General features: G+C 61.3%; 17 protein-coding genes. All 17 read right to left on the bottom strand.

Annotated features, from left to right (window positions below):
- Window positions 1–23: 23 nt before the first annotated feature.
- On the bottom strand, window positions 24–551 hold the full coding sequence (locus FJ949_RS09690; RefSeq protein WP_140495511.1) for a tail assembly protein: 528 nt from the start codon (window positions 549–551) through the stop codon (window positions 24–26).
- Entirely contained in the window at window positions 541–891 is a 351-nt protein-coding gene (locus FJ949_RS09685) for a hypothetical protein (protein WP_140495510.1), read from the bottom strand. Before FJ949_RS09685 ends, FJ949_RS09690 begins: the two co-directional genes overlap by 11 nt.
- Complete coding sequence (locus tag FJ949_RS09680; RefSeq protein WP_140495509.1) at window positions 836–1351, bottom strand: NlpC/P60 family protein; 516 nt, start codon at window positions 1349–1351, stop codon at window positions 836–838. Before FJ949_RS09680 ends, FJ949_RS09685 begins: the two co-directional genes overlap by 56 nt.
- Window positions 1351–1845, bottom strand: coding sequence for a hypothetical protein (locus tag FJ949_RS09675; RefSeq protein WP_140495508.1), 495 nt, complete (start codon window positions 1843–1845; stop codon window positions 1351–1353). Before FJ949_RS09675 ends, FJ949_RS09680 begins: the two co-directional genes overlap by 1 nt.
- The gene (locus FJ949_RS09670; protein ID WP_140495507.1) at window positions 1842–2225 is read right to left on the bottom strand and encodes a hypothetical protein; all 384 of its coding nucleotides are present in this window, start codon (window positions 2223–2225) and stop codon (window positions 1842–1844) included. Before FJ949_RS09670 ends, FJ949_RS09675 begins: the two co-directional genes overlap by 4 nt.
- Window positions 2225–7663: a phage tail tape measure protein gene (locus FJ949_RS09665; protein WP_140495506.1), complete on the bottom strand. Its 5439-nt coding sequence runs from the start codon at window positions 7661–7663 to the stop codon at window positions 2225–2227. Before FJ949_RS09665 ends, FJ949_RS09670 begins: the two co-directional genes overlap by 1 nt.
- Window positions 7653–7901 carry a hypothetical protein gene (locus FJ949_RS09660; protein ID WP_140495505.1) on the bottom strand — a complete coding sequence of 83 codons (249 nt, stop codon included), beginning with the start codon at window positions 7899–7901 and terminating at the stop codon, window positions 7653–7655. The genes FJ949_RS09665 and FJ949_RS09660 overlap by 11 nt, the downstream gene beginning before the upstream one ends.
- Before the next feature lie 2 nt (window positions 7902–7903).
- Window positions 7904–8317 carry a hypothetical protein gene (locus tag FJ949_RS09655; RefSeq protein WP_140495504.1) on the bottom strand — a complete coding sequence of 138 codons (414 nt, stop codon included), beginning with the start codon at window positions 8315–8317 and terminating at the stop codon, window positions 7904–7906.
- A 76-nt stretch (window positions 8318–8393) separates the two neighbouring features.
- Complete coding sequence (locus FJ949_RS09650; RefSeq protein ID WP_210242135.1) at window positions 8394–9161, bottom strand: hypothetical protein; 768 nt, start codon at window positions 9159–9161, stop codon at window positions 8394–8396.
- A gap of 294 nt (window positions 9162–9455) precedes the next feature.
- Window positions 9456–9905 carry a hypothetical protein gene (locus tag FJ949_RS09645; RefSeq protein WP_140495502.1) on the bottom strand — a complete coding sequence of 150 codons (450 nt, stop codon included), beginning with the start codon at window positions 9903–9905 and terminating at the stop codon, window positions 9456–9458.
- Window positions 9902–10774: a hypothetical protein gene (locus FJ949_RS09640; RefSeq protein WP_140495501.1), complete on the bottom strand. Its 873-nt coding sequence runs from the start codon at window positions 10772–10774 to the stop codon at window positions 9902–9904. Before FJ949_RS09640 ends, FJ949_RS09645 begins: the two co-directional genes overlap by 4 nt.
- A 91-nt stretch (window positions 10775–10865) precedes the next feature.
- Window positions 10866–11402, bottom strand: coding sequence for a hypothetical protein (locus FJ949_RS09635; protein ID WP_140495500.1), 537 nt, complete (start codon window positions 11400–11402; stop codon window positions 10866–10868).
- Window positions 11402–12112 carry a hypothetical protein gene (locus tag FJ949_RS09630; protein WP_140495499.1) on the bottom strand — a complete coding sequence of 237 codons (711 nt, stop codon included), beginning with the start codon at window positions 12110–12112 and terminating at the stop codon, window positions 11402–11404. The genes FJ949_RS09635 and FJ949_RS09630 overlap by 1 nt, the downstream gene beginning before the upstream one ends.
- Window positions 12112–12453: a hypothetical protein gene (locus FJ949_RS09625; RefSeq protein ID WP_140495498.1), complete on the bottom strand. Its 342-nt coding sequence runs from the start codon at window positions 12451–12453 to the stop codon at window positions 12112–12114. Before FJ949_RS09625 ends, FJ949_RS09630 begins: the two co-directional genes overlap by 1 nt.
- A gap of 58 nt (window positions 12454–12511) precedes the next feature.
- Window positions 12512–13711: a hypothetical protein gene (locus tag FJ949_RS09620; protein WP_140495497.1), complete on the bottom strand. Its 1200-nt coding sequence runs from the start codon at window positions 13709–13711 to the stop codon at window positions 12512–12514.
- A 32-nt stretch (window positions 13712–13743) separates the two neighbouring features.
- Window positions 13744–14181 (bottom strand): hypothetical protein, encoded by a 438-nt coding sequence (locus FJ949_RS09615; protein WP_140495496.1) that lies wholly within the window; start codon window positions 14179–14181, stop codon window positions 13744–13746.
- Between the two features lie 30 nt (window positions 14182–14211).
- Window positions 14212–15363, bottom strand: a complete 1152-nt coding sequence (locus FJ949_RS09610) for a hypothetical protein (protein ID WP_140495495.1) — start codon at window positions 15361–15363, stop codon at window positions 14212–14214.
- Window positions 15364–15413 lie beyond the last annotated feature (50 nt).

The following is a 15413-nucleotide window of genomic DNA, read 5'->3' as shown; positions in this document are numbered from 1 at the left end:
TCTTGGTTTGGTCGCATGCGTGGTTATCCTGTTACGATTGCGTCGGTGTCGAACGAGAGGTAATGCCCGCCGACGAGGTCTTCGCCGTACAGGATGGGGATACGTGTTCCGATCTGGACCGTGTTTTGTGAGGCGCCGAGGTAGCGGGACTTCTTCTGATTGTCCTCGCTATCAGGCGTGGGCATCAGCAACTGGGCGACACCACCAAGGAAGACCAGCGCGCCGGCCTGGAGGAGCCAGCCAACGCCGGCAAACCAGCCAACCGCGACGAGCGCGACACCGAGAAGGATCTGGAGGAAGCCACCCTTCTTACCGCCGGCGAATTGGGGGATCAGGTGGATCTCACCATCCTTGGCCGGCCGGTAGAGATCTTCCACCTTGTCACAGCCCACGACGGAGATACGGTGCCGGCCACGGACGGCGTTGGGACGGAAGCCCGGGAGCTGACGGGTTAGAAGGGAGACGGCTTCGGAGACAGTGCTGGCTTCGACCTCGATCGGGCCTTCATGGAACTTTGAGAAGTATCCGTGGAGGAATACCTTAACCTTCATTTTCCCATTTCTGATCGGCGAGGACGCGACCCTTATCGACCCGGTACGAGCTCACGCCGTCCGTCCCGATGATGAGGTGCAACCAGTCTGGATAATTGCGGAAGCCGTACCAGTCGTTGGTCGACAGGTTGGAGTTCTGTTCCGGGTGGGTGTGCCAGGAGGCGAACACCTGATCGTGGTACTGGACCAGGTCTGTGCCCGAGACCTCAAAGCCGTTGTCCGAATGGACGCAGATGTTTTGAACCTCGACGACCTCGCCGGTCACCAGGACGAAGCCGACGCGCTCAGGGCCGTCTGTCAGCTTCGTCTTGAGTTCCTGAATGGGCAGCTCGAAGTTCATCCAACAGCTTTTGCTTGCTCGGCGAAAGGAAGTCCCGAAGATCGCGTGTCTCCGTCGCAGTGACGAAACCACTGGGAACATCCTGATGGCGATAGACGCCGATGCAGTTGTTCCTCATCATTCCCCGGAACGGTGAAACCTGTGACAGGCCACCGTAGAGGTGGTGGATAATGCGCCCGTTTTCAACGAATGTGCCGCAGTGATTTCCAAAAGTGGAGCCTATCGCAGCAACAGCCACATCGCCGAATTTGATCTCGGACGGATGCACCTGAATTTCCTTGAAGCCCATGCTCCTGTAGTTCTCTCCGAACAGGTTTAGACCTCGTTGGTAGAAGTCTTCCGGACGGGCTAAGTTGGGTAGATCGATGCCGAAGATGTCGTGGTAGAAGTCGCGCAGGAGACCAAAGCAGTCCTGAGATCCCCAGACGAATGGACGGCCCAGAAGGTGCTGATAGTTCATCAGGCTAGCCTCACCATGGGGAATTCCGGTGGGATGAATTGACGGGCCGGGATGCGGCTGTTGGGTCCTTCCGTCATCACGCGCAGCTCGGCGGTGATCGACTGGCCGGCAGTGACGTCGGCGATACGGGAGATGTACCAAATGCGCCGCTGGAAGATCTGCACGTCGCCTTCATAGTGCTCGCGCAGGAGCCGGTAGCGGATCACGGTGGCGCGGTCGAGCAGACGCTGACGGACGAGCGTGCTGAAGACGCCTTCGGGGTTGATGAGCTGCAGCGATGGCCGGGTCTCCTCATCATCAGCCGATCGCTTCTCACCTGACAGCTGGACGCCGAACATCTCCCAGACCTGGCCCTGCCAGGTGCGGGTCACGGTGTCGCTCAGGCGCAGGATGACTGGCTCGGTCTTCAGCTGGATTTCGTAGAGGTTAACCTTCCCGTCAGCCGTCAGCTTCTGGGAGTCGGCCATATGCTCGATGGGTTTGTTTGCTGTCATGGCTGAAGGATCAATTCGACGTTGACTTGTTCGGTTTGGCCGTTGCCCTTCTCGACGCCCTTGGGGATCTGGAGGGGTTTCGAGAAGCGGACCTTGAGAAGGCCACGGCGTGGGTGCGAGTAATAGAAGGGCTCGTAGAGCCGGTGGTTCTCGTAGAAGTCCTGCATGCACTGCATGTTGATCTGCGGGTCACGATCGCGGTCCACGACGCCAGGGCTGCGCTCGAAGAACCACATGGCCTTGAAGGACAGCTTGAAAGTGATCTGGTCCGGACCATTCGGCTTGGTGGCGAACTGGTAGCCACCGCCGAACTGCATCACGGTCGAGCTCGACGGGTATTGATCCTCGACAAGGTGGAAGGGAAAGTCGAACGTCTGCATCACATCTTCCCTGAAGCAATCGACTGGATAAGTTTGCGCGTTACGCCACGTCGGCGGATGTCGTCGCCGATGTAGGCCACCACGTCGTCTGGCCCGAGCTGCGGCTTCTCTTCCGGCAGGACCGCCCAGACGTTGATAGGGCGCTGATCGACCGGGGGCTGGGCGGGCAAGGTTGGCATGCCAGCGGACATCCGGCGGTTGCCGAGCGCGTTGACCTTTTCCAGGGCGTCCCGGCCGATCTGGTTCACGGCGGAGGTGCGCAGGATCATCTCACCAGGCTGGACCATGCGGAGCTGGCTATCGCGGAACGGCGTGCTCGCGCCCGTGATCATCTCGCCATTGGCGGCCCGCTTGACGCCGGCGATGTACTGGCCGGTTGCGTTCCCGCCACCGAACAACATGCCGAGGAAGCCGCCACCGCCGCCACTATCTGCACCACCCATGAGATTTTGCAGCATGTTGAAGACGAGCGCCTTGGCGATCATCTGCATGAGCATCTGGACGACGGACAGGCCGAACTTCTTGAAGGCCTCGCCGGCCGACATCGAGCCGGACGCCAGATCCGTGAACAGCGTGGACATAGAGCTCGTCAGACCGTCGAGCACCTGGCCCCAAGCCTCACCGGCCCTTTGCGCGTACGAGATGAAGTTGCCATTGGCGTCCATCAGGCCGTTGCGCTGCATCCAGGCGCGGTTGGCGGCCTCGATCGCCTGGCTCAAGGTCATCTCGCCCTGGGCAGCTGCTTCGGTGTCAGCCGTGGCCTGCCGGCGCACGCCAGTCAGGCTCTGCTCGACCGAGTACTGGCGCTCCTTGAGGGCCTGGACCATCTGGCTGTTGGCGCCGTACTGCTGCTCGGCCGCGGACACCTGCTGGAGGATGTAGGCGTGGAGCTGCTCAAGCTGGTTCAGGCGCTCCTGCTGGGCGGCCTGCTCCTGGAGCTGGACGTCATGCTGCATGCCCTGGACCTGGACGTCGGAGAACTTGTTCGCATACAGTGGGTTCTGCGCGGCCTGGAGCTTCGCCTGGGCGTCCTCAAGCGGCTTGAACTCCATGTTCTCGATCGACTGCTGGTAGCGATCGAGCAGCGTGACGATCTTGCCACCCAGGCCGCTTTCCAGCTGATCCTTCAGACCAGCGAGGCGCTCATCGAAACCATCGGTGCCCTTGTTGGCCTTGGTGAACGAGGCGACCTCCTTCTCGGTCATGTCGGCCCACTTCGCCTTCACCTGATCGATGATCGACTGGAGGGCCTGTGGGTCCTGAGCCTTGGAGGACTGGACCATCAGGGTGTTGATCTGGGCCTCGATCGCCTTGGCCTGGCTGTCGAGCAGCTTGGTGGCCGTCTTGATCTGGTTCTTCTGGATCTTCTCGCCGGCCGAGCGCACGGCGTCACGCGCGCCCTCGGTGAGATTGTCGGTCTGCGTGGTCAGGGCGTCGTCGGCAGCGTCCATTGGCTTCTGGACCATGCCTTTCACCTTTTCGAGGTGGACCGCGGCCTTCTTGTAGACCATGTCCAGGAACTCGGACGCGGTCTGCTGGATGTTGCCCCCGTTGGCGGCGACGGCCTCGGATCCAAGAAGGCCGACTGCGTTGGCGTTCGGGTTCGCCAACACCTTCCCGTAGCCACCCTGGCCGAGCAGGTGCGAGCCGTAGTAATCCTTGAAGGAAAGCTGGGTGGACCCGAGCTCCTTTTGGGTGCGCAGCATGTCCTGAATACCGGCGAAGATCTGCATGGAGATGCTGCTGCGATCACCAGCCTGCAGCCCATGGCTCGCCCAGTTGTCGTCCGTGTTCTGGAACAGGCCGGCGGCAGACGAGTTCGGGTTCTTCGACGACGGATCGAAGGTACCGCCCGTCTCAAAGGACGAGATAGCGAGCGCGATCTGTGGGGGAATGCCGGCCTTGTTGGCCGCCTCGATAATCTGGCGCTGGATGTCGGTGGCGCCCGCGGTCGGCAAGCCACCCACAGCAAACGATCCGAAGTCCTGACCGACGTTGATACCAGCGATCTGGCCGGCAAGTGCCTTGGCCTTCTCGTTGAGCTCGTTCAGCTTGTCCCTGACCGTCTTGATGTATTCCTCGGTCGAGTTGTTATCGATCGACTGGGCGAGATTTTTCATCTCGTCCTGAACACGCTTCAGCTGGTCATTGAGGTTGTCGTCGAAAGTCTCGTTGGCCGCTTTCGCCAGGTCGGCGCGCTTCTCGATCACCGACTGGACGAGGTCATCACGGCGGGTCTTCTGCTCGTCACGGATCTTGCGCTTGGCCAGCTCCAGATCGGCATCATTGGTACCGACGTCCTTGTCGGGATCAGCGTCAAAGGCATCCTGCTCCAGCTTTGCCAGCTTGGTGTCGAGGCCGTAGAGCTGGTTCTCCAGGAGATCGACCTGGCGTTCGTTCTGAGCGTCACCGAGCTGCTTCTTTGTCGCGGCGACCTGCTTCTCGACGTTCTTCTGTTCCTCCTCGATCATGTAAGCCTGGAACTTCTTGAAGGCCTTGACCGAGCCCTCGGCGCCCTTCTTGAACGCCCCCTGCAAGCCGGCGATGTCGGTCTTCAGCTCGCTGCCGTTAACCGCGTCCGCGATCTCCTTCTCGCTGAATTCTCCGGACTTGCGCATCTCATCGGCCGCGGACTTCAGATCGGCATTGATCTTCTCGATGCGCTTGTTGAGCTCGGTCTCCAGGTCGTCGTAAGCGGCCTTCGTCTGCTCGATCGGAAGGTCGGCGCTGATGATCTCACCGAGCTGGTTCTGCAGGTACTGCTTGGTCTCGGTCTTCGCCCGGTCGCCCGCCTGATAGCCAGCGGTGTTCTGGAGCGAGGCAGCGGACTGCTTGGAAACCTGGACGGAGCGATCGGCCTTCTCCGCCTGGATCTGCACCAGGTAGTTGGAGATCGGCTCGAAGCCCTTCTTGAGCGACTGCAGAAAGTCGAGGTTCTTCTTGAGGGTGGAGAGCTGTGTGCTTTCGTCTTCAGACAGGTCGCCGCCGACGCCGAGGAAACCGCTGCGCGCGTCGAGAGGCTTGATCTTCCGCTCGGTGCCGAGGATCAGCCGCTCAAGCATGACCGCCAAGGCTTGGGCGCGCTGTCCATCGACCTTGTCCAGATCCGTCTGGTTGGTCGACATCTGGAAGGCTTCAGCGATGTCCTTGCCGAACTCCTGGGCAACCTTGTCGTTGTAGGAGGGGATGTCTCGGGTCTCGACCGCGCCGCCGACGCCGAAGCGCCGAGAAGCGCCGAGAGAGGTCGTCCAGTAGCTGTCGCCCCGCGCCTGATCGGAGGCGGCCTCGCGAAGCAGCCCGGTCTTCTCATCAATCTTGTCGACCAGCAGGCCAAACTGTCCGGGCAGACCCTTGATCATCTCGGCCTTGAGGGTCTGCATGGCCTTGATCAGGTCCGCGACCGAGGCCGACGAAGCGTCGATACTGCCGGTCAGTTCCTGGAAGGTGGACAGCACCTCCATGATCTTGGTCTTGCGCAGGACCTCGCTGCCGTTGTCGAGGTTCTTCTGCTTCAGGGCCAGGTCGTCCATGGTCGTGGACAGGCTCGTGAGCCGGTCGTTGGTCTGGTCGATTGACGCCTGATATTCGTTCTGCTCGGTCTTGAGCTTGTCGAGAGACGAAGCCACGTGTCCGACGGTGTCCCCGTAGGTCGACAGGAGCTGGAGACCTACAATCAAGGCAGTGGCGCCGAGGAAGATCGGATTACCCAACGTGGCCGCGCGGAGCGCCGCCATGGCGCCGGCCGCGCCGGTCGCCGCCGTGCCGATACCGATTAGACCGGCGACCAGCCTGCCCAGCTTGACCAGGAGCGAAGCTGAAACCAGCGTGGCGAAGGTCGTGCCCACGATCTGGACCAGTGGCTGAAGCTCACGCAGCCAGGCGAGCACCGATGCCCCGGCGGAGACCGTGTTCTGGAGGGTGCGGATGAAAGGCTGGAAGGCCGTGTAGACCAAGGCGCCGAGGTTCGAGCCGAAGTTCTTGGCGGTGTTGGTGAGCGACTCCATCTGGGTCGCGTTCGCCTCGGCGGCAGCGTTCGTCAGAAGGAAGGACTGCCGGAGCTCCGACATGGTGTCCAGATTGTTCGAGAGCGCTGTGTAGGCAGCGGCGGCGCGAACCTCGAGGCCGCTGAAGGCGCTGGAGGTGTCGAAGCCCGCATTCTTGAGGTTCTCCATGACGCCCGAGAGGCCATGCGACTTGACGTCGATGTCTTCCAGCGACAGGCCAAGGCGGGAAAGCTCGGCCTTCAGGTTCTTGGACGGCGTGATCAGATCCACCAGGAGCTGGCGAAGGCCGGTGCCGATGGTCGAGCCGGAGCGGATGCCGGCGTTGGCGAGCGCACCAACCGCAGCGGTCAGTTCGTTGTAGCTGACCCCAACGGTTGCAGCCGTGTTGCCGGCGTACTGCATGGCGGCCGACAGCTGGTCGAGCGTCAGCTTGGACTCGTTCAGGGCCGCGGTGTAGACATCAGCCAGGTGACCGGCTTCGCCCGCCTGAAGTCCGAAGACGTTCAGGGAGGTGGTGACGAGATCGACGGCGTCCTTCAGCTCGGTGCCGGCGGCGGTCGCCAGCTTGGCGACTGGCTCGATCGATGCGGAGACCTCGCCGGCCGACAGACCGGCCTGACCCATCAGGGTCGCGGCTTCGGCGATCTCGTTGGCTGTGAATTTGGTCTTCTCCGACACCGAGAGGAGCCGGTCTTCCATCAGCCCCATTTCGCTGTTGGTCGAGGCGGTGATCGCCTGGAACTGCTTGAACTGCTCGTCCAGCTTGGTGATGAAGTTGCCAAGGCTGAAGGCGGCGCTGTAGGCACCACCGACCAGGGCGTAGTTGTTCAGGATGCCGGCCTGGGACAGGAACTGGTTGGCGCCGCCGTTGAGGTTCCGGCGCTCGCCTTGCTTCATGAAGCCGTAGGCGGCGTCACCCATGGTCGCGCGCGAGTTGCGGTCGTTCATCCGACTGCGGAGAAGTGTCTCCTCACTTTGCAGATTGGTGAGCGAGCGCTTGACGGACTTGAGGTAGGTGGCGTTCAACTCGTCGAAGTATTTGCCCACCAACTGGTTGGTGGTGGACTTCATCTCGTTGATCTCGCGCTGGAAGACAGCGCGGTTAGCCTGGGACTGTTCCGAGCCTCTCGCGTAGTCGCCGGCTACGGCGGCCGGCGCCGAGCGCTGACGGTTGCGGATCTGGGACAGGCGCGCATCGTGCGCGGAGGTGTCCTGCCCCTGCTTTTTCAGGGAGTTGATCTCGCTTTCCAGCTTGCGGATGTAGGAGACGTATTCCTGCGCCGCCTTGCGCATCTGCTGCTGGACCTGGGTGGCGCTGACGGCCAGGTCGTCGCCGAAGGATCGCAGCTTACCCTGGAATTTGTCGATTGCTTGAAGACTATCCTGCAGGTCGATGTCGACGCCGTACCGGATATCGTTCTGCTCAAGCGCCAACTTGACCCCCTAGCGTTCTAAATGCTGCCGCGAGGTCGTCCCAGCTTTCGATCACTGTGACGTCTTCATCGGCATCGTCATCGTCGGAGCCACCGAGAGCCTTCGACACCACCGTTGCCAGGTTGTCAAAGTGCTGACCGAGTTCCGCTACCTTCCCTTCCGTGTTCAGCCGGACGATCGTGACGAGGTCCTTGTAGGTGTGATCCCAGTAGACCTCGCGCAGATCGCTTGGCTTCACCTTCAGCGTCCAGATGATTGCTTCTTCGAAGGAGAGACTGGAGACCCATTCAGTGAAGACGCGCCCTGATTGAGACTTTCGAGGTCCCCCTTCAACTTCACCACCCGATCCATAGATCTTGTGAAAAAACCGATGGCGTGATCGACCTCCCATGCCAGGAGGGCTTCCATGTCAGACATCGAGATCTCGACATCGTCGAGCGATCCAATCGGCGCCTCGACTTTGCCCGTCTTGGTACGCTTGTGGAGCGCTGCAAGGAGCACCTGCTCACGAAGCTTGGGGGCGAAATAAACACTGGCAGCAGTTGCCGGTTCACCCATCAACGTGGTGACCTCGTTCAGCAGCCCGAAGGACATGAAGATCTCGCGTGTTTCGCCGTCTTGTGTGATCTCGATACGGTCCTGTACGTCGGACATTCAGTGCTCCTAGAAAAGAAAAACCTCGCCCGTGATGTAGTCACGGGCGAGGTCTTGTTCTACGCAGTTTTGGAAATTAGCGGGCCAGAAGAACCGCCTGGCCCTGACCGTATTCCCCGTAGAAGGGATCGGTCGTGACCATCTCGTAGGGCTGCATTTCGAACGGCATGTTCGAAAAGTTGTCCGACGCGAAGGAGATGCCGAGACCGCGGGTAACCTTCACCTTCGGCAGAAGGATGGTGAAGGGTGTGTTGTCCTTCGGCAGAATGCCGGTGACCTTGCAGGCCAGGTCCGGCTGGGTCACGTTCTGGCCGATGTCGACACGCATCAGACGGCCGATACGGGCACCGACCGGGAAGGTCATGCCGGTCGGGACTTCGAAGCCCTCGGCCAGCGTGATCGTCGGGTCGACGGTCGAGACATACGAAGCGACCTTGGCGACGTGGACATAGTCGTCCTGGCCCTTCTGGACGAAGATGTAGTCGCCGGCGACGAGCGGCGTGGTCGGCGCGGTGGCCAGAACCAGCGTGTCGCCATCAGCGTCGGTCGCGGTCTTGAGAGCCGACAGTTCATCCACGGTCTCGTAAGTGGCGCCCGACGCGTCGAGGCCGGCGGCGTAGGCGAGGTTCTTCGCCGTGAACTCGTAGACCTCGCACGAGGTCTTGAGACCTTCGCCCGTGCGGACAGACATGACGACCGCGTTGCGGATGCCCTGGGTCAGCTCGGTGTACGCGGCTTCGCCGGTCAGCTGGAAGTTCTTCACGAGGCCGATCGAATGTTCCATCGGGTTCAGCTTGTGAAGGTCAGCGAGGGCGCCAAGCATGACGGTCGCCGTCGAAAGCATAAACTTATTCGTTTTGGCGTTACCGGCCATGGAGTGCTCCTTTTGAAATCGGCGCAGAATGATCTTTCAATCGCGCTTGTTAGGTGGGCACCACCACCTACATGAGCAACGAACCTGTGCAGCACAATGGTGTAAAATGAAGCGCATTACTGTAAACGTGGACGACGAGTTGAAGGAGCTCCTGGAGCGCCGTTCAACCTTTCTCCGTCGATCCTTGTCCGCTGAAATCGTCACGCTTATTGAGACGGCTCTCGCTCAAGAAGACGAGACCAACCGGGCCATCTTGCAGGCCCACTATACCATAGGGTCGACCAACGCCTCGGCTTGAATGAACTGCAAGGCTCTGGTGTTAGCCTTGGTCATCGGGGCGACCGACGTCCCGTCTACGATCTTGAGCCAGCTGTAGGCCTGCTCAGTTTGGCTGTCGAAGACCGACAGCCGCGTTCCTGACATCAATGACTTGAAGAGAAAGTCCACCATCCGGCGGTGGACGAAGAGACCGTCGTCGCTGAAGGAGCCGACGCCGATCACGAACGTAGCGCTGTATATCCCGTTGGAGATCTCGTCGAGCGCGAGTGAGGCGGGACCGATCAGGTGCTTCGCCGGTGCCTCTTCGATGTTGGCGTGATCCTCCCAATCGAACATCAGCATACTCTCGGCCGGCGTGATGCCGTTGGCGGCGATCATCTGGATCTGCTGGTTCACGTACGCCGCCAGGGACGTCCAGACATTCATGTAGCTCACGAGTTACCTCCGTACTGACGGATCTTGCCGATCGAATAGCGGTTCAGGGCTTTCTCAACCGCGGCTGGGACTCTTTTCTGGAAAAAGTATGCAAGGGACGGCTCGAGCATCGGCCTGTAGAAGTTCATGCGATCGCCGGTGAATGTGTTCTCCACTGACCCGATCTTGAAGCCACTCCGGTTTCTCCGCTTGATGCGGTTGCGGTCGATCACTCCACCCTCCAGTTTCTTGATCGCGCTCTCGCTTAGACCCATCAGGCGGGCCAACACCGGCATGTTGCCGGCGGCGCTATGGCTCTGGTTGAACACTTGCTGGGTCAACACGGCGCGCGCTGCGCTGGCGGGGGCGCCGGCCAGGAGATTGATGGAGATGTCGGCGATCTTGTAGACGCGCTTGCCTGTGTCGTCAGTGTAGTAGGAAGGACGGATCGTCACGCACCCGTAGCTGACCACTCCGCTCCCTCCTCGGGACTTGAAACCGGAGTTCAGGTTGACCAGCCCAGGACCGGCCTTTGCTCGGATCTCGGAGCGAAGCGCCGAGGTGTGCAGGAAGAACTTGTCCTTGTTGGCGGTCTTCTTGCGCCGGGTGATGTTGGCCAGATTGCGCCAGTCCACCATGATGCCAGCCTCGTCGAACTCATCAATTTCGAGTGACGTCTTGCCGCCGTACTCAGTCTCCGAATGGATGCCGATCAGCTCGGAACTAATGAACTGGCCGATCTTGCGGAGCTCTGCGTCGATGCCGTCCGAGATCCGCTTCGCCAGCGTCTCGGCCTTGGTGGCAAAGAAATTCGTGCGGTTCGACCGCTCGATCGTCCTGGCTAGATTGGCAGCGACGATGCTGGGGAGCTTGCCCATGTCGGAGGTCACGAACTGGTTCACCGACCGGCCGACCGAGGCTGAGGCGGTGCCGCCTGGGACCGACGACCCATGCTTCGTGAGGGTAGCTGTGATTTTGGCCTTAGCGGATCTCGGCATAGGTAACCCCGAGCGCCGTGTCGATCCGGCGCACGACGGCGTCGTCGACCTGATCGCCGAGCTGCAGCTGAACCGAGGTGACGATCCGGCGGGTCTCTTCCGACAGATTGGTGGCCGGCTCGGGATACTCGCGGCCGGTCATCTCGACCGTGCAAGGGATCATGCCGAGGTCCTGGGACGGCTGTGCGCGCTTCAGGCCCGTCAGCGTGTCCGTCGCGCCGGCCTTTCGTTTCCAGGCCAGGTCGGCCAGTACCTGGAATAGGCGCCAGCTGAACTGGTCGCCGTAGGTCGAATAGCCATTGTTGGCGACGATGAAGCGACGACCCAGGCTGTCCAGGATGACGTCGCGCGGCTTGACCACACCATCAACGATTGTACGAAGCAGCAGGCGGGGCGACGAGAAGTCGTAGGTCGGCACCTTGCCGTCGTCGACCGGCATGATGGTGCCGTTGAAGGGCTGGCCATTCTCCTTGTAGATCAGCGTCTGGAACCGGCGGGCGGCGGTGTGAAGGCTGGCCATTATGCACCCGTGATCGGGTCGGCGTCGGCCGTCGTGATCAGGATCGCGTAACCCGGGTCGATCGTGGGGCTGATGACAGCCATGGCGGCCGACAGCCGGCTCTCCGCAGCGGCCTTCAGCTCAGAGAAGTCCTTGCGGGCGTTCCGGCGGAAGCTGAGTGCGCCGTCCGTCTCTTCCATGGCCACTCGGTTGGCGAGTGATGGGATGATGTCCAGGACGGTACGATACAGGATCGCCTCGTTGGCCCGCAGCTCGGCCTCTTCACCAGATGTCAGGGCGGCGGCCAGGGTCGTGCGCGAGACCGAGAATTCAAGGTTCAGAAGGGCGCCCGAGAGATCCACGTCCTCGTCCGGCAGCTCACTCTCGTTGACACCCAGAAAAGACCGAACGTCTTTGGGTTGGACGGTGTAGAGGATGGTCGGCACAAGCCGGTACGCGGTGATGGAGTCAAAGGGGACGCCGGAGCGCGCCGCAGAAATTCTCACGATGCGACGGGCGAAGGACGTGGAGATCTGGTTGTGTTCGGCAGGGATCGTCACGAGGATCACGACGTCGGTCGGACCAGTCACCAGATCCTCGGTGTAGATCACCGCGCCGCCGGGGTCGGCCACAGACAGAACTGCCGTCCCGGCATCCGGGACGGCAGGCTGGCCGTTGTAGAAAAGGTTGACCGGGAGAGTGACGTCCCGGCCGGCCTCAAAGGTACGCATCAGGCGTCTTCCAGGTTGGGCATCTCGTCGGATTTCGGCTTGTTGGCGCCGCGCTTCTTCTTGATCGGCTGTTCGACGGCTTCCCCGCCGAATTCCGCCAGGAAGGCGTCGATCGCCAGCTGTTCATCACCTTCGCTCTCCTTCATGTAGGCGACGAAGTCAGCGTCGGCCGCCTCCGGCTTGAGCTCGGAGATGATCCGCACCTGGCCGCGGCCGATGCGATCCTGGATGAAGTGCGAGTTTTCGATGACGCTCGGTCGACGAGCGTGAATTCGCTGACCCTTGTGGGCCAGGTCGTGGAGCTGGAAGGAGCCCTTGGTTTCCGCAAGCAGTTTGATCATGGTGTTTCCTCAACGCGGGAAAGGCCTGTCACCGTCCGGTGACAGGCCTTCGGGGCTCTTAGTCGTCCGTGCTGTCGTAGTCGTAGATCGACCGGGTGTCGCTGAAGGCCAGCTTGTATCCGGTGTTCTCGGACTTCGTGAACGTAATCGACTGGTTGGTGATCGCGCGCTCGGTCTCCTCGATCTGCGAACCGCCCTCGTTCAGCTCTTCCAGCGTGTCGCCGCGCGACATACCGACAAGCTGCTTGGCCGGGGCAGCGGACGACAGGGCGAAGTTCACGGTGCCCTTCAGGATCGGCACGCCGCCGATCTGATAGCCCGAAGCCGCCAGGTTCTCCGCATCGGTGCGGCTGTTGTTCGACACCGGGATGGCGAACAGGAGCAGCCAGTCGATGTAGGTGTCCCAGTTGCCGACAACGGTGTCGATCGGGATACCAGCCTGGGCACGGGCCACGAACCAGCGAAGCAGCGCTTCGTAGTTCAGCTTCTTGTCGGTGGCGGTGGACACGAAGTCCTTCTGGCCAACGACCGGAGCGGCCGGGTTCACGCCGTCACCGTTGATCAGGATGTGCGTGGCCGCGCGGACCTTCGACATTTCCTTCTCACGGTCCATACGGTTGACGTAGGGCACCAGCGTCTCGATGCTGGCGCGACGGTCGAACTCGTACGAGAAGCGGTAGCCACCGCCGTGCTTGTAGAACTTGACCGACTGCTCGGACAGACGGATCGTCTTGACCGGGAAGCGACCGAGCTCGGCCACGGCCGACACGACCTGGTAGTCGTCAGCTTTGTCATCCACGACCGTCGAGATCAGCTCGACGCCCGACATGGTACGGCTCGAACCAACGAGTGCCGAGGTCGTCTCCAGGTTGTCCTGGCGGAACTTCCAGCGGACGACGTCATCGACGACTTCCGGGAAGATGGCGCGGACGCCGGGGAACGTCTGGAACGTGTCCGACGCAGCTTCCAGCACGATGCCGCGCTCGAAGTCGTTCTGGATCGGCAGGTTCAGGAAGGCCAGCGAGGCCTCGTAGCCCGAGAGATATCCGCGGTCGTCGCGGTAGCGCTTGTCAGCTTCCTCGGAACCGCGCACGTCGATCGCGAGGTTGAGGTAGTCGCGCATGCCGAGGCCAAAGGACTTGGCTTCGGCAAGGATCTTCTGGCCGGCACCCTTCGACGCCTGGGCGTCTTCGGAGCGCAGGGCGGCGAGAGCTTCGACACCCCGACGCTTGACCTGAGAGAGAGGCTTGTATTGCATTGTCGGTATTCCTCGTTTCGTTCGGGGTTCGATTAGATCTTCACGACCACCGCGTTCGTGCCGATGATTTCAGCGACGAAGTTGATGTTGTGGTTCGGGGCGGCGACGGTGGGACCGCTGCCGGTCGTAAGGGCCTTGACTTCACCGTTCCCGGCGCCAATGACCGTGGACCCGATAGCCACGATCTCACCGGCCGCGAGGCCAGCCTTGATCGGAAGCATGTTGGCGAACTGGAACTCGATCGCGCCGATCAGCGAGCCTTCGACGCTGCGGTCCTCGACCGAAGCGAGACGGCCGACGATGACGTCGCCATCGCCCGACAGCTTGAACTTGTTCGCGCCGGAGGGGTCCACCGAGACGGCCTTGCCGACGTCGTTTGCGGTGATACCAGTGGCGAGGTTGCCGGTGAGCGACGAGGTTTCCCAGTGGAACCCGCGCAGCGTGACGTTCTGGTGAGAATAGGTGGGCATGGATGTGTTTCCCTGTGTTCCTGTTGCGGTTTAGCGGCGGGTGCGGAAGGAAGTGACCGCTGGCGCCACCGAGGCTGCGAGATCACTCTCGGCGCCCTGGGAAGTCCCACCGGCGACCAGGTTGATCTTGGTTTCGGCGATCTTGGCGACGACGTCTTCGAGCTTCTCCGGGACTTCAGCGGCGACCTGGCCGGATGCCGTCAGGACCTTCTTGCAGATGTCGCGGAGAGCCGTGTCGGCCGCCGTGAGGCTGGCTTCCGTGGCCGTATGCTTGGTCTTCAGCTCGTCCAGTTCGGTCTTGACCGCCGGCTCGGTCTGGCTGGCGGCGGCGAGCTGGGTCTTGAGAGCATCGCGCTCGCTGGTGAGGGTGAGGTTCGTCGCCTTCAGCGCCTCGTTTTCGATGGTGACCTTCATGCTCTCCTTCTCGGTGGAGCGCAGTTCGGCGAGGAGTTCCTTGACGTCCATGATGGGCTTTTCCCTGGTGGTTGCAGTTGCGGTGAGTGCGAGACGATCGAGCGTGACGTTCGCAGCCAGTGCCTTGATGTGAGGCGAGAAATGACTTTGATCGTTGTTCACGATGCGCGCGTTTTGGGCGCCGCCTTGTCCGACGAGGGAGATCTCGAAGAATGCTTCGAGTCCCACCATCTTGCAGTAGACGCCGTTCTCACCGACCGTGTTGCCATCGGGCGTAGTGCCGGTGAATAGGTGTTCAAGGCCGGCTTCGGGGCCGAGGAAATCGAAACCGTCTGCCGAGCAGATCATCTGCTTCGGCATGATCCCGACCGAGACTTGATCGATGGTCCCGTTGTCGATCTGACGGATCTTGTCCTCGTGCTCCTTGTCGATCCAGAAAAGGACGCGGAGCTCGGTGTCGACACCGTCGATCACCCGGCCATGAAAGACGCGGCCGATCGGCAGCAGACTGCCTTCGTGCATGATCTGGACAGGCCGGCTCTCAGCTTCGAGCGCCAGGGCCATTTCCAGGAGAAGTGAGCGTTGCGCGACCGCACCGTTGTAGAGCGGGTGACGCTTACGCAGCGGGAGATTGTTGAGGGCAATGGCTTCGAAGACGGCAAGGTTCTCGACCGACGCGGATGACCCGATCGCCTGTCTCAGGCGAGCGATGATCTCCGGTGTCTTCGAAATTTGTTTCACAATATGCCCTACGTTGCTGGGGGGCATGTCGTGATTTGTTGGTCAGGGCGCAAACCTGCTGTGCAGCAGTATGATGC

Origin of the sequence: Mesorhizobium sp. B2-4-1, assembly GCF_006442185.1 — a bacterium.
Taxonomy (GTDB): domain Bacteria; phylum Pseudomonadota; class Alphaproteobacteria; order Rhizobiales; family Rhizobiaceae; genus Mesorhizobium.
This window is presented reverse-complemented; position numbering and strand designations above follow the sequence as displayed.

Bases quoted from the DNA above. Each gene is read 5' to 3' on its own strand.
- FJ949_RS09690 (WP_140495511.1), bottom strand. From the start codon at position 551: ATGAAGGTTAAGGTATTCCTCCACGGATACTTCTCAAAGTTCCATGAA.
- FJ949_RS09685 (WP_140495510.1), bottom strand. From the start codon at position 891: ATGAACTTCGAGCTGCCCATTCAGGAACTCAAGACGAAGCTGACAGAC.
- FJ949_RS09680 (WP_140495509.1), bottom strand. From the start codon at position 1,351: ATGAACTATCAGCACCTTCTGGGCCGTCCATTCGTCTGGGGATCTCAG.
- FJ949_RS09675 (WP_140495508.1), bottom strand. From the start codon at position 1,845: ATGACAGCAAACAAACCCATCGAGCATATGGCCGACTCCCAGAAGCTG.
- FJ949_RS09670 (WP_140495507.1), bottom strand. From the start codon at position 2,225: ATGCAGACGTTCGACTTTCCCTTCCACCTTGTCGAGGATCAATACCCG.
- FJ949_RS09655 (WP_140495504.1), bottom strand. From the start codon at position 8,317: ATGTCCGACGTACAGGACCGTATCGAGATCACACAAGACGGCGAAACA.
- FJ949_RS09650 (WP_210242135.1), bottom strand. From the start codon at position 9,161: ATGCTTTCGACGGCGACCGTCATGCTTGGCGCCCTCGCTGACCTTCAC.
- FJ949_RS09635 (WP_140495500.1), bottom strand. From the start codon at position 11,402: ATGGCCAGCCTTCACACCGCCGCCCGCCGGTTCCAGACGCTGATCTAC.
- FJ949_RS09630 (WP_140495499.1), bottom strand. From the start codon at position 12,112: ATGCGTACCTTTGAGGCCGGCCGGGACGTCACTCTCCCGGTCAACCTT.
- FJ949_RS09625 (WP_140495498.1), bottom strand. From the start codon at position 12,453: ATGATCAAACTGCTTGCGGAAACCAAGGGCTCCTTCCAGCTCCACGAC.
- FJ949_RS09620 (WP_140495497.1), bottom strand. From the start codon at position 13,711: ATGCAATACAAGCCTCTCTCTCAGGTCAAGCGTCGGGGTGTCGAAGCT.
- FJ949_RS09615 (WP_140495496.1), bottom strand. From the start codon at position 14,181: ATGCCCACCTATTCTCACCAGAACGTCACGCTGCGCGGGTTCCACTGG.
- FJ949_RS09610 (WP_140495495.1), bottom strand. From the start codon at position 15,363: ATGCCCCCCAGCAACGTAGGGCATATTGTGAAACAAATTTCGAAGACA.